Here is a 12,444-nt window from a genome sequence, read left to right as displayed (position 1 = left end):
GGGCGGCACAGGTGTTGCTCACCTGCCTGTACGCCGCGCTGGCGGCGCCATGACGGCGTCCCTGGAGGCGGCATCCAACACAGCAAGGGCGGCGAGGGAGTGACAGACGCGATGAGCAAGCTGGCGGAGAAGCTGAAGGCGGTGGCGGCGGCGGTGGCGAGCATCGAGAAGCAGTTCGGACGAGGCTCGGTGATGACGTTGGGCGGGGAAGCACGCGAACAGAAGGTCGCCGTCATCCCCTCCGGCTCGGTGGGAGTGGACCGCGCGCTGGGCGTGGGCGGCTATCCCCGGGGCCGTGTGGTGGAGGTCTTCGGGAACGAGTCCTCGGGCAAGACGACGCTCACCCTGCATGCGATTGCACAGGTCCAGGCGGCGGGTGGCGTGGCGGCCTTCATCGACGCGGAGCACGCGCTGGATGTGTCCTACGCGCGAAAGCTGGGCGTCCGTGTGGAGGAGTTGCTCGTATCGCAACCCGACACCGGCGAACAGGCGCTGGAAATCACGGAGCACCTGGTGCGCTCCGGCGCGGTGGACCTCATCGTCGTCGACTCGGTGGCGGCCCTGGTGCCACGGGCCGAAATCGAGGGCGAGATGGGGGACGCGCACATGGGCGTCCAGGCGAGGCTGATGAGTCAGGCGCTGCGCAAGCTGACGGGCGCGGTGAGCCGCTCAGGCACCTGCATCATCTTCATCAACCAGATTCGGATGAAGATTGGCGTGATGTTCGGCAATCCGGAAACCACCACGGGTGGCAATGCGCTGAAGTTCTACGCATCCGTGCGGATGGAGATTCGCCGCACGGGCAACATCAAGGACGGCGATGCCGTCGTGGGCTCGAAGGCCCGCGTGAAGGTGGTGAAGAACAAGGTCGCCCCGCCCTTCCAGGAAGCGGAGTTCGACCTCATGTACGGCAGCGGCATCCACCGCGTGGGGGAAGTGCTCGACCTCGGCGTGGCCACGGGCCTCATCGAGAAGTCGGGGAGCCACTTCAGCCTGCGCGGAGAGCGCATCGGCCAGGGCCGGGAGCGCGCCGCCGAGTGGCTGCGCGAACATCCCGACGTGCTGGAAGCGCTGGGCAAGGAGCTTACGGGGACTTCCGCCCTGCCCTCCTCGCCCGCGCCGGTGGAGGTCGCGGCCTAGACGGAGGACGCCAACGCGTCCAGTTCGACCGGGACGGCGAGCTTGCGCTGACCGACATTCAGCACGAGCCCGCCGTCGGGCCCTTCCTCCAGGAGCTGTCCGAGTTGGTACTGCGCGTCGCGCGAGAGGCGCGCCTGGGCCCGCCCCTGCTTCACTCGGCAGGACAACACGCCGTCCGCGTCCAGATGCAGGCTGGCGACGTCCAGCGCCTCGGCGGTGCGGTCGCTCAGGCGCACGGACAACCGCTCATCGGGGGTGACGTCCACCGTCCGGACCTCGTAGGCGGCGCCTTCCACCTGGATGAAGCACCAGTCGTTGCCAATGCGGAGCTGGTAGCGGTCCGCGTCATCCAGCACGAGCGAGGCGTTGAAGAGCTCGATGATCTTGGGATGGAGGATGGGCTCGTCGTCGTGCCACCAGCGCATCCTGGCGTCGAGGCGGATGCCGCTGTCCTCACGGGTGTGCCAGCGCTTGCCGGGAGGCGGCTGTCCAGTGGGTGGTTGCATGACGTCTCTCATCTGCGCGTGGAGCGCGAAGGATTCAAGCCCATGAAACGTGGGGCGCTACCAGTTCCGAACAAGTTCCGTGTAGCCACGAAAAGCCACAGCTCCCCAGAAGTTCACCAGCACGCCAAGCGCCACCGCGGCCATCACCGCCCGATTCCGCAGGGACCAGCCCCCCAATGCGAAGAGCAGGAGGAGGTAGGGCGTGTAGTCGAGGCTGAACCGGAAGCCGAACTGCATGTAACCGGTGTTCTGATAGAAGAGCCCGGGCAGCGCGCACACCGCCACGGTGAGCCACACCGGCCAATGCAGGCGCGGGCGCGTCTTCGGCACCAACAGGAAGACGAGCAGCGGCAGCGTCAGCAGCAGCGTCAGCCCGTGCGGGTCATAGCCCAGCTTCAGCGGAGACAAGGACACCGAGGGCAGCTTGAGGAAGGCCGCCTCCAGGTTTCGTGGCAGGTACTCCCAATTGAAGAGCCCCGTGCGGTCGATGTCCGCGTTGACGCGGTTGTTGAAGAGGTATGCGTGCCCGAACTCGCTCAGCCGGCCGTAGCGGTAGACGTTGTACGCGGCCGCGAGCCCCGCCAGCGGCGCGGCGCCCAACGTGAAGAGCCCCAGCTTCTTCGCGGCGGGCTTCCAGTTCCGCGCCAGGGCCTTGAGCTGCGCCAGGCGAGGCTCCGGCCCGGGACACAGCGCCTCCAGCACGAAGAAGAGCCCCGTGAAGAGCAAGGGCGTCCGCGTGAGCGTCGCCATGGAGAAGAACAGACCCGCGAGCAGCGGACGATGCGCCCGGACGGCGTTGCGCACGTAGAGACAGGTGAGCGCCACACCCATCACCTCGGCGCTGAACCAGACCTCTCCCCGGATGGCGCAGTAGAAGAACAGGGTGCCGAAGGCGAGGATGAGCGCCAGGGCCACGTTCTCGTTGCGGTTGCGCTCCGTCTCCCCTTCCTTCGCCAGGAAGCGCAGCAACGAGAAGAAGAGCGCCACCGCCAGCGCACCGACGATGACTCCGAACGAGGTGTCGTTGAACTGGTAGCCGTGCAGTGCGACGAAGGGCAACATCGCCACCGCGGGGAAGGACGGGAAGCTCACGAACCAGCGGTCCGTTGGGAGCGGGCGTCCGGAGCAACGGACCTTCTCGCCGTTCACCATGCGGACGCAGGCCCAGTCCTCCATGTTGGGCAGCACCTGCGGGTCCACGTCCAGCCGCCCCTCCATCCACGCCTGGGCCTGATAGACGAAGTGAGGCGCGGCGCTCTGGCGCAGGAAGCGCTGGGAGCTGAAGCTGGCGAGCACCACGAAGGCGACCACGAACAGCACCACCTCCACGCGGTAGGCGGACAGCCACACACGCGCGACGTTCAGCGGCAGCCCTCCCGACACGGGGGTGCCCGGTGAGGACGCGGGCGGTGACACCGAAGGCGGGGCGGCTTCGGGCTCGGCGGAAGGGACTGGCGCGCTGGTGGCTGCGGGCCCCGCCTCCTGGTGCGGAGCGACGGGCGCAACAGCGGGCGCTCCTGGCGCGGTCGGTTCGGAAGCTCCCGGCTCGGAGGAGGGCGGACGGGGGCGCTTGGACTTGGAACGGCTCATGGGGTAGCGGGCGCGGCGAGCAGGTGCTGCCGCAGCATTTCAAGCGTGTGGGAAGCGGCGAACAGGCGCACGCGGTCGCGGTCGCCGGTGACAGAGATGCGCTCACAACGGGTGGGCACGCCAGGCGCCGACAGCGCGCAGTACACGGTGCCCACGGGGTCCTCCGGCGTGCCGCCGCCAGGGCCGGCGTATCCCGTCACCGACAGGCCGTAGGTCGTGCCACAGGCATCGCGCACGCCCTCCGCCATGGCCTCGGCCGTCTCGCGCGAGACAGCGGTGTGCCGTGCGAGCACGTCGAGAGGAACGCCCACCCATGCGGATTTCATCTTCTCCGAGTACACCACCGCGCCGCCGATGAAGACCTCGCTGGAGCCCGGCACGGCCGTGAGCTGCTGGGCGATGAGGCCGCCGGTGCAGCTCTCCGCCACCGCCAGCGTGGCGCCCGCCCGACGAAGCGTTTCGAGGACCACCGCGGCGTACGCTTCCGAGTCCACACCGAAGAGCTTCGTTCCCAGCATCTGGCGGCACTCCGCCTCCACGGCGGCGAGCGCGGCATCCGCCTCCGATTGGGAGGAGGCCTCCGCCATCAGCTTCAGGTGGTTTTCGGGGGCGTGGGTGCGGAAGCCGAACACGATGCGGGGATGCCGGGGGCCCATGGGGGCAACCGCCATGTCGAGCTCCGACTCCGGAATGCCCACCGTGCGCAGCAGCCGGAAGGCCCGGTAGGTGCGCTCGGGGCGGGCGTCCAGCGCCGCGCGGATCCGCGGCAGTACCTCGCCTTCCAAAAGCGCCTTGAACTCACGGGGCACCCCCGGAAGGAAGAACAACTGGGCGCCACCCAGCTTCATCACGACGAGCGGCGCGGAGCCCTCGGGGTTCCTCACGGGCTCGGAGCCCCGGGGGACGCGGGCCATGCGCAGGGCGCTCGGGTTGGGCGACAGGCCTCGCGCGGCGTAGCGCTGGTGCAGCCAGTCGAGGACCTGGGCATCCTCCTCCAGCGGCACGCCCGCGGCCTCCGCGGCACATTCGAGGGTGAAGTCGTCCGCCGTGGGCCCCAGGCCCCCCGAAACCACCACCACGTCCGCTCGCGACGCGGCTTCCTTCAGCGCCTGGGTGATGTCCGGCCGCACGTCACCCACCAGGACCACACGCTCCACCTTGACGCCAAGGTCGAAGAGGCGGGCCTCCAGGTACGTGCTGTTCGTGTCCGTAATGAGGCCGGTGACGAGCTCGTCACCGGTGCACAGCAGCTCGACGCGCATGGGCCGCGCATCCTAGCGGCAGCCGGACGGCTGGGCACGGACCGAAGCGCACTCAAGCCGCAACGCCCCCTGGTCTGGAAGGGGGCCGAGCGGGAAACAGCGTCCTCCAGGTCAGAGGTACGCGGGCCCGTCGTTGCCCTGGCTGGACTCCGCGTCCTCTTCTTCCTCGTCGTCGATGACCGTGGCCACCGCGACCGCGGCCACCGCGCAGGGGGCCGCCCCCTTGCGAGCGGCCAGCCGGCTGCGGACCAGCACCGCCGACTCCACCAGCCCCAGCGCCAGGTAGGCGCCGCAGCACGCCACCAGCACCCAGGCCGGGTGCAACTGCGTGGCGATCACCGTGCCGCCCACCACCACGAGCATGAAGGCCAGCGCGCTCTTCCGGTTGGGACGCGTGTCCTTGAAGGTGCGGTAGCGCACCGTCGACACCATCAGCAGCGCCAGGCCCGCCACCGCCACCGCCATGGGCACCACGGCGCTCTCGGCCAGGGGCTCCCCCTGCGTCGCCGCATGGTGGGAGATGATGACGGAGACCAGCATTCCGGCCGCCACGGGGATGGGCAGGCCCACGAAGAAGCTGCCACCGCCTCCGTGCGGGTTGCGAGCCGCCAGCACGTTGAAGCGCGCCAGACGCAATGCACCACAGGCCGCGAAGGAGAACGCGATGAACAGCCCCATGAAGCCCAGGGGCTCGAGCGCCCACTTGTACACCAGGAGAGAGGGCGCCGCTCCGAAGGAGATGACGTCCGCCAGACTGTCGAGCTGCACGCCGAAGTCGCTCTGCGTCTTCGTCAACCGGGCCACCCGGCCATCGAAGCCGTCGAAGAACATGGCGAAGAAGATGGCCAGGGCCGCCTGGTACAGCTGCACCGGTTCGGCGTCCCCCGTGCACAAGGTGATGGCGTAGAAGCCGCAGAAAATGGACGTGACGGTGAAGAGATTCGGCAGCACGAACATCAGTTTCCGCAACTTCATCATTCCCTCGACTTCCTCTGATGGCCGTGACTTCCCGGCGGCAGGACGGCGGGTGAACCGACCTTAGCAGGGTTTTATTTTTGAAGAGGAGGATGCATGGATGCTTCGCGGTGGGTGGTGTGGGTACTGGTCGCCGGGGTCGCACTCGTTCTGTGGAACGTCCTTTGGGTCGTGGCCGTGCGACGATGGTACCGACCCAGGGCGGAGTTGCCCCAGGTCCTCCGCGCCCGCTGCGAGGACGGATGGGAGCTGGTGATTCACGCGCGACGCGCGGCCGTGCGCCGATTCGAGGAGCCCGTGCTGCTGTGTCACGGGCTCGCGGCGAACCGTTTCACCTTCGACTTCGAGCCCCCCTATTCCGTCGCGCACTACCTGACCGAAGCGGGCTTCGACTGCTTCAGCGTCGAGTGGCGCGGCACCGGGCACTCACGCAGGCCGCCTCGAGGTCGGAGGTACACGGACTTCACCATCGACGACCACATCCTCCAGGATGGACCCGCGCTGCTGGAGCTGGCGTTGAAGGAGACGGGTGCGAAATGCGCCTTCTGGCTCGGCCATTCCCTGGGCGGGCTGGTGGGCTACGGCGTCGCGCAAGGCCCGCACGGGGAGAAGCTTGCGGGGTTGCTCGCGCTGGGCGCTCCCGTGCACTTCAAGTCGGAGCCCTTCCTGCGCACGCTCATCTCCATGGGCGTCCGTGCCGCCTGGCCCGCACGCTTCCGGCAGGAGTGGATGAGCGCCAGCCTCGCGCCGTTCCTGGGCTACATCACCCTGCCCCTGTCGGACCTGCTGGTGAACCCCAAGCACATCCCCCCGCGCATCCAGCGGCAGGTCTACGCGAACATGATGTCGTCGATGAGCCGCAAGGTGCTGCTTCAGTTCCAGGACTGGATTGAGCACGACATGTTCCGCTCCTTCGACCGCACAAAGGACTGGCGCGCTGGCATCGCACAGCTCCAGCTTCCGCTGCTCATCATGGGTGGCAGTTCGGACCGGCTGGCCACACCGGCCAACGTGGAGTCGCAGTTCGCGCTCGCCACCGCGCCCGACCGCACACTGCATATCTTCGGCACGGACCATGGCGACAAGATGAACTACGGGCACGGGGACCTCATCTTCGGCACCGGCGCGCCGTCGGAGGTCTATCCCGTCATCCGCGAGTGGCTGGAGCGCCATGCCTCCGCCCTGCCCGCCGCCATCACCGCCCCCGCTCTCAACCCAGTGGAAGAAGAGCCTCGCGAGCCGGAGCGCTCCGTCCCGTAAGCATCTAGCGGGAGGGAGTAACCGTGGCTGTCGTGCCGGTTCACTTCGGACTGGCGTGGACACAGCGCGCCGAGAGGCCCCGCGTGTCCTCAGAGCGAAATTTCTTCAGGTACACCTGCGTGGCGCCTTCGCACTCGGCATGGACGAACCCCGTCTCCAGGCCACTCGCGGAGAGGGATTCCACACGCAGCTCTCCGTCTCCCAGAGCGCCCAGCGCCGTCGCCGCCCCTTGAATGTCCACGTTGACGGCGTTCATACGCGCCAGGGTGTCCGATAGCAGGCCCACGTACCCGCAGGTCTCCAGCTTCGCGCCCCGCAGTGACACGCGGGCATTCTGCGCCGCGAGGACACACGCCCCCTGTGCATCTCGCACCACGACGCCCTCCACGTCCGCTTCGACCTGACGCAGGTGCAGGCCATCCCCGGTGACACCGTCCGCCGTGTGCACCCGGCGGATGTCCACGTCACGAAGCCGCAGCTTCCCACGCAGCACCATCACCCCGTACTCGGCGGCGCCGTCCACCCGAACGCCCTGGACGTCCAGGTCCCCGCCCGAGAACTGAAGCCCGCCATAGGCGCCGCTGTCCCGCACCACGATGTCCCGGAGCCGGACGCGTGACATCAGCAGCCCCATTCCGGCCCGAATGGCCCGCACCGACGTGAAGCGGTGCACATCGAGCCTGCGTGCTTGCATGGCGGACACGCCGTACTCGTGCCCCGTCACGGAGACCTCATCCAGGATGAGGGTGCCGTCCATCACCGAGAAAGCCGCCGCCTGCCCGCCTTCCGCAGTGGAGCGCCGCACCTCAGCGTACGCACCGTCCACGCCGACTGCTGTCGCGGCACCCGTGAACTGGAGGTCCTCCAACGTGGCCCGCACGTCCGCGCCGCGCAGCCGCACGGCTCGACGGTAGGGGCCGGTGAAGGAGCTTCCTCGGATGTGCGCCTCCACGGTGGCTCCGGCATGTCTCGGGCCTTCCTGCTGCGCTCCAGCATCCGTGGCGGCCTCGCTGTCGTGAGGTACGTGCATGGATCCGTCCGTGTTCGACAGCACCTCGGGCTTGGACGAGGCGCCGCGCGGTGCCGATTGCTCGCCACCCTCCGAAGACGAGGCCCGTCCGCTTTCCAGCAATACCCCCACCATGGCCGCTGGCGCCGCCTCGAACCGGCTGTCCTCCACATCCAGCCGCCCGGCCTCCACACGCACCGCTCCCGTCACCTGCCCGCTGAAGCCCACCCGCGCCAGCCGGACGTGGCCGCCGTCCGTGACCTCCATTCCCCACAACCCACCCTGGACGACCAAATCCGACAATCCCACACCCTCACCCACCAGAAGGACCGTGCGAGCAGCGCCCTCTGCTTGCAGCACCACCCCGGGCCCCTGCCCCTCCACCCGAACTCCGGATGGGATCAGGAAGGGCCCTGTGTAGCGCCCAGGGGCTACCCGCACGGTCAGGACTCCGGGCCGCGCCAGTGCCTCGCCGAGCTGGCGCAGCGGGCGCTCACGCGAGCCGTCGCCAGGCTCCACGCCAGCCGCGTCCACCCAGAGGGTGCCAGAGGCCGGGGACGACGCGGCTGGTTGCGCCCCGCGATGCGGAGTGCTCCGGCAGGCGCTGGCGAGCAGCAGGATCAAAGGCAGGAAGGTTCGAAAACGCACGCAAGCGAGCATCCTAGCGCCTTCCCGCCGGGGCTCACGCGACCGCGATCAGCCCCCCTTCGCAAGTGATCAATATTCCAAAGACTTTCTCCAAAACACGATCACACACAGCCTTTTTCCAATTCACTGCGGATGGGTCGTGATGATGTATCGGAAGCGACTCTCCACCCTCTTCCTACGCCCGGTGTTTCAGAGGGCCAACTTTTCGTCTGGAGGCCGATTTTCCGGCCTCAAACCGCGGCCGGCATTGACAGGGAAAAGAGCGATTTGTTACCACCAGCCGGGTTAAAGCACTTCAAGGCCAGACAACGGACGGAGGGGCGTAATGACCAAGGCAGAACTCGTCGAGGTGGTGGCGGCGCAGACACGTCTCACCAAGAAGTCGGCGGCGCAGATCCTCGACATCGTCTTCACCAATATCGGTAAAGCGGTGAAGAAAGACGCCCGCTTCAGCTATCCCGGCTTTGGAACCTGGTCGGTTCGGTCGCGCAAGGCTCGCAAGATTCGCAACCCCCAGACCAACGAGATGATGAAGCTCAAGGCGTCGAAGACGATCGGCTTCCGGCCCGCCAAGGAGCTGAAGAACTCCCTCTAGGCCATCGCCGAGGGATTTCGCTCAGGGGCGCTCACCTGGAAGGGGGCGCCCCTGTTGCATTGCGGGCTAGCGGCTTACGGGCCCACGGGCCACCGACGGCACGGGCTCCGGAGGCGGCTCCGCGTCCACCAGCGCCTCCAGCGGGTCCATGGGCTGGCCGTCACGCCACAGCTCGAAGTGGAGGTGGACGCCGGTGGCCAGCCCTGTCTCCCCGGCGAGCCCCACGGCGTTGCCTCGCTCCAGCACCTCGCCAGGGTCCACCAGCACGCGGGACAGGTGGCTGTAGCGCGTCACCCAGCGCCCCTCATGCTGGACCTCCACCTGGAGGCCATGGTCGCCATTGTGGCCCGCACGCAGCACCACGCCCTTGTCCGCCGTGTAGATGGGCTGGCCCTGCGTCGCGGCCAGATCGACGCCCAGGTGGCGCCGGTGCACGCCTGTCACGGGGTGCCAGCGGTAGCCGAAGAGACTGGTGACGGACACCGGATCCACCGGCCAGGAGAAGCGCGGAAGCGACTCCTCGGCAGGCTCGGGCGGCTGCTCCAGGCGGCGCAGCTCGGCGGTGCGCAGCGCCAGCCGGCCCACACGCAACACCACCGCCTCGGCCAGCGGGGCCGGCATGTCGCCATAGGTGAAGCCGTCCCGCTCCAGCTCGGCCTCCAGGACGCTCTGGGCCTGCAGCAAATCACCCGAGCCGACGCGCGGCGCCGCGGGACGCGACAGGAAGCCGTCCAATGCGAAGGTCACCTGCTCCCAATTCTCCACCTGGGCGGCGGGCATCGTCCCGCCTCGCGCCACCTGCTGACGAAGGCCCTGTGCTCGCGACGCGAAGGCGGCGAGCACGGCATGCAGCTCCGGAGCCGTCTCCGGCGCGGGCGGGCGCACTCGGAGGGGCGCAGGCGCTGCATCTGGCGCGCGTGATTGCGAAGCCGAGGTGGCGTAGAGCTCCTCGAAACTCATCTTCGGCTCCGCGCCACGGGTAGCGCAGGCACAAGCTGTAACGAAGGCGAGGAGGCTGAGGCGGCGCACGGCGGTGCGAGCCTACCATGGCCCGCCCGGAGCGCTCCTTCCCCACCCCGTGTGCGCGCCCAGGGATGTCCACGGACGCGCGTTTCACCCCAAGGGTGTGCTCAACCCACGGCGCGGCGGATGCGCTGCAGGGCTTCATCGATGTCTGCAGTGGACACATCCAGGTGGGTGACGAGGCGCAGCGTCCGAGGAGCCCCCGCGGGGTTCGTCAGGACCCCGTGCTGCTCCAGCCGCGCCACCATCTCCAGAGCGGACCGGGAGAACTCCGCGAAGACCATGTTGGTCTCCACCCGCGAAGCCTCCACCTTCACGCCGGGCAGCTCCGCCAGCCCCGCGGCCAGCCTGCGGGCGTTCGCATGGTCATCCGCCAGCCGCTCGACATGGTGCTCCAGTGCATGCAGCGCGGCCGCCGCCAGGATGCCTGCCTGCCGCATGCCACCGCCCAGCCGCTTGCGCAGCCGGCGCGCCTCGCGAATGACGTCCGCGCGCCCCGCCAGGGCCGAGCCCACCGGAGCGCCCAGGCCCTTCGAGAAACACACGGACGTCGTGTCCGTCAGCGCGGCCCAGGCGGACACCGGCACGCCCAGGGCGACACCGGCGTTGAAGAGCCTGGCTCCATCCAGGTGGACAGCCAGCCCCGCCTTGCGCGCCGCTTCCACGACGGCTCGGAAGCGCTCCACCGGCCATACCGAACCACCACCCCGGTTGTGCGTGTTCTCCAGCGACAGCAGGCGCGTGCGCGGGTTGTGGATGTTGTCCTCGCGCACGGCCGCGCTCACGTCCTCCGGCGACAGCAGACCGCGCTGTCCTGGCAGCGGCTGCGGCTGCACGCCCCACAAGGCGGGCACCGCGCCCCCTTCGTAGTGGAGGATGTGGCTGCCTGCTTCGGTGAGCACCTCGTCGCCCGCCCGGCAATGCGCGCCGATGGCCAACTGGTTGGCCTGCGTCCCCGAGGGCACGAAGACGGCGGCCTCCAGGCCGAGCCGCTCGGCCACTCGTGCCTCCAGACGGAGCACGGTGGGGTCTTCACCGTAAACGTCATCCCCCACTTCGGCTTCGGCGATGGCGCGCCGCATGGCGGCCGTTGGCTGAGTGACGGTGTCGGAACGGAAGTCGATGCGCTTCATGAATCTCCCCGAATGGGTGCGTCCAACCGGTGCTTGGGCTCGCAGCCGGTGTGACATACAACGGCGCCGTGCCTGGACGTGAGACAGTCGCCGAGAAGCGAAAGCGCGCGTTGCTGGTGATGGACCGCCTGGCTGCGGACATGCCGGATGCCCGCATCGAGCTGGACTATCGGACGCCCCTGGAACTGCTGGTGGCTGTCATCCTCTCCGCGCAGTGCACGGACAAGCGCGTCAACATGGTGACGCCGGCCCTCTTCCAGCGCTTCTCCAACGCCCTGGCCTATGCGGAAGCAGAACCGTCGGACGTGGAGCCCTTCATCCGCACCTGCGGCTTGTACCGCGCCAAGGCGAAGAACATCGTCGCGGCCGCGCGGTCGCTGGTGCAGGAGCACGCCGGGCAGGTTCCCTTGAAACGGGACGCGCTGGAGAAGCTGCCAGGCGTGGGCCGCAAGACGGCGGGCGTGGTGTGCATCCACCTGGGAGGCGACGTGGCCTTCCCCGTGGACACGCACGTGAAGCGGCTCGCCTTCCGGCTCGGGTTCACCACGAAGGCGGACCCGGACAAGGTGGAAGCTGACATGCAGTCCGTGCTGCCGTCGGAGCGGTGGGCCCTGGGCCACCAGCTCCTGGTGTGGCACGGGCGGCGGACCTGCTTTGCCCGCTCGCCCGCGTGTGAGCGCTGCGTCGTCGCGGACCTGTGCCCGAAGAAGGGCGTGAAGGTCCAGAAGGACGCCGGCGCTACGGAGACGCCGGCGCGCTCGCCTCGCGCTCGCGCGAAGTCTTGAGGCGCTTCATCCGCTTGCGGATGAACTCACGCTTCAGGGACGAGATGTGGTCCACGAAGACGGTGCCGTTGAGGTGGTCCGTCTCGTGCTGCACCGCGATGGACAGCAGCCCGTCACAGCGCAGCGTCTGCTCCTGACCGTCCGGGTCCAGGAACTTCACGGTGACCACGGCGGCCCGGTCGACATCCGCGGCCTCGCCAGGGATGGACAGGCAACCCTCGTTGTAGGTCGTGTCGCCTTCCATGGCGATGATCTCCGGATTGATCATCGCAATGGGCTTCAGCTCCGGCTGGCTGTGCGTGGTGTCCAGCACAATGACGCGCTGGAGCACGCCGATTTGCGGGGCGGCCAGGCCCACGCCTTCAGCGGAGTACATCGTTTCGAACATGTCCTTCACCAGCGTGCGGGTGGAGTCATCCACCTTCGCCACCGGCTTGGCCTTCTGCTTCAGGACAGGGTCGGGCCAGATGAGGATCTCACGGACCATGGACGCCGTCTTAATCTCACCGGAGCGGACG

Annotated in this window: 12 protein-coding genes; 4 read left to right on the top strand and 8 right to left on the bottom strand. The window is 68.5% G+C overall.

Annotated features, from left to right (window positions below):
- Window positions 1-111: 111 nt before the first annotated feature.
- Window positions 112-1,140, top strand: a complete 1,029-nt coding sequence (recA, locus tag FL344_RS05640; protein WP_141617800.1) for a recombinase RecA — start codon at window positions 112-114, stop codon at window positions 1,138-1,140.
- Here the strand turns inward: recA and FL344_RS05635 are convergent.
- From FL344_RS05635 to pssA, 4 genes are all read right to left on the bottom strand, one after another.
- Window positions 1,137-1,646: a DUF1285 domain-containing protein gene (locus FL344_RS05635; RefSeq protein WP_194863001.1), complete on the bottom strand. Its 510-nt coding sequence runs from the start codon at window positions 1,644-1,646 to the stop codon at window positions 1,137-1,139. The genes recA and FL344_RS05635 overlap by 4 nt on opposite strands.
- A gap of 57 nt (window positions 1,647-1,703) precedes the next feature.
- Window positions 1,704-3,236 (bottom strand): hypothetical protein, encoded by a 1,533-nt coding sequence (locus FL344_RS05630; protein WP_141617798.1) that lies wholly within the window; start codon window positions 3,234-3,236, stop codon window positions 1,704-1,706.
- Window positions 3,233-4,498 carry a CinA family nicotinamide mononucleotide deamidase-related protein gene (locus tag FL344_RS05625; protein WP_141617797.1) on the bottom strand — a complete coding sequence of 422 codons (1,266 nt, stop codon included), beginning with the start codon at window positions 4,496-4,498 and terminating at the stop codon, window positions 3,233-3,235. Before FL344_RS05625 ends, FL344_RS05630 begins: the two co-directional genes overlap by 4 nt.
- 111 nt (window positions 4,499-4,609) lie before the next feature.
- Window positions 4,610-5,476 (bottom strand): CDP-diacylglycerol--serine O-phosphatidyltransferase, encoded by an 867-nt coding sequence (gene pssA / locus FL344_RS05620; protein WP_141593433.1) that lies wholly within the window; start codon window positions 5,474-5,476, stop codon window positions 4,610-4,612.
- 93 nt (window positions 5,477-5,569) lie between these two features.
- Here pssA and FL344_RS05615 point away from each other — a divergent pair, with 93 nt between their 5' ends.
- On the top strand, window positions 5,570-6,733 hold the full coding sequence (locus FL344_RS05615; protein ID WP_141617796.1) for an alpha/beta fold hydrolase: 1,164 nt from the start codon (window positions 5,570-5,572) through the stop codon (window positions 6,731-6,733).
- A 40-nt stretch (window positions 6,734-6,773) separates the two neighbouring features.
- Here the strand turns inward: FL344_RS05615 and FL344_RS05610 are convergent, their stop codons facing one another.
- Complete coding sequence (locus tag FL344_RS05610; RefSeq protein ID WP_228564803.1) at window positions 6,774-8,390, bottom strand: hypothetical protein; 1,617 nt, start codon at window positions 8,388-8,390, stop codon at window positions 6,774-6,776.
- A 325-nt stretch (window positions 8,391-8,715) separates the two neighbouring features.
- Between FL344_RS05610 and FL344_RS05605 the strand changes: the two genes are divergently transcribed.
- A complete protein-coding gene (locus FL344_RS05605) occupies window positions 8,716-8,985 on the top strand; it encodes an HU family DNA-binding protein (RefSeq protein WP_002635502.1) in 270 nt (89 codons plus the stop codon).
- Between the two features lie 66 nt (window positions 8,986-9,051).
- Here the strand turns inward: FL344_RS05605 and FL344_RS05600 are convergent, their stop codons facing one another.
- Both FL344_RS05600 and ltaE read right to left on the bottom strand, forming a co-directional pair.
- Window positions 9,052-10,014, bottom strand: a complete 963-nt coding sequence (locus tag FL344_RS05600) for a M23 family metallopeptidase (protein ID WP_141617794.1) — start codon at window positions 10,012-10,014, stop codon at window positions 9,052-9,054.
- A gap of 101 nt (window positions 10,015-10,115) precedes the next feature.
- On the bottom strand, window positions 10,116-11,141 hold the full coding sequence (gene ltaE, locus FL344_RS05595; RefSeq protein ID WP_141617793.1) for a low-specificity L-threonine aldolase: 1,026 nt from the start codon (window positions 11,139-11,141) through the stop codon (window positions 10,116-10,118).
- Between the two features lie 68 nt (window positions 11,142-11,209).
- Between ltaE and nth the strand changes: the two genes are divergently transcribed.
- Window positions 11,210-11,926, top strand: coding sequence for an endonuclease III (nth, locus tag FL344_RS05590; protein ID WP_255508170.1), 717 nt, complete (start codon window positions 11,210-11,212; stop codon window positions 11,924-11,926).
- Here the strand turns inward: nth and def are convergent.
- On the bottom strand, window positions 11,880-12,413 hold the full coding sequence (gene def / locus FL344_RS05585) for a peptide deformylase (RefSeq protein ID WP_140873620.1): 534 nt from the start codon (window positions 12,411-12,413) through the stop codon (window positions 11,880-11,882). The genes nth and def overlap by 47 nt on opposite strands.
- Window positions 12,414-12,444 lie beyond the last annotated feature (31 nt).

It is taken from the genome of Myxococcus sp. AB036A, assembly GCF_006547355.1.
Lineage (GTDB): Bacteria > Myxococcota > Myxococcia > Myxococcales > Myxococcaceae > Myxococcus > Myxococcus virescens.
This window is presented reverse-complemented; position numbering and strand designations above follow the sequence as displayed.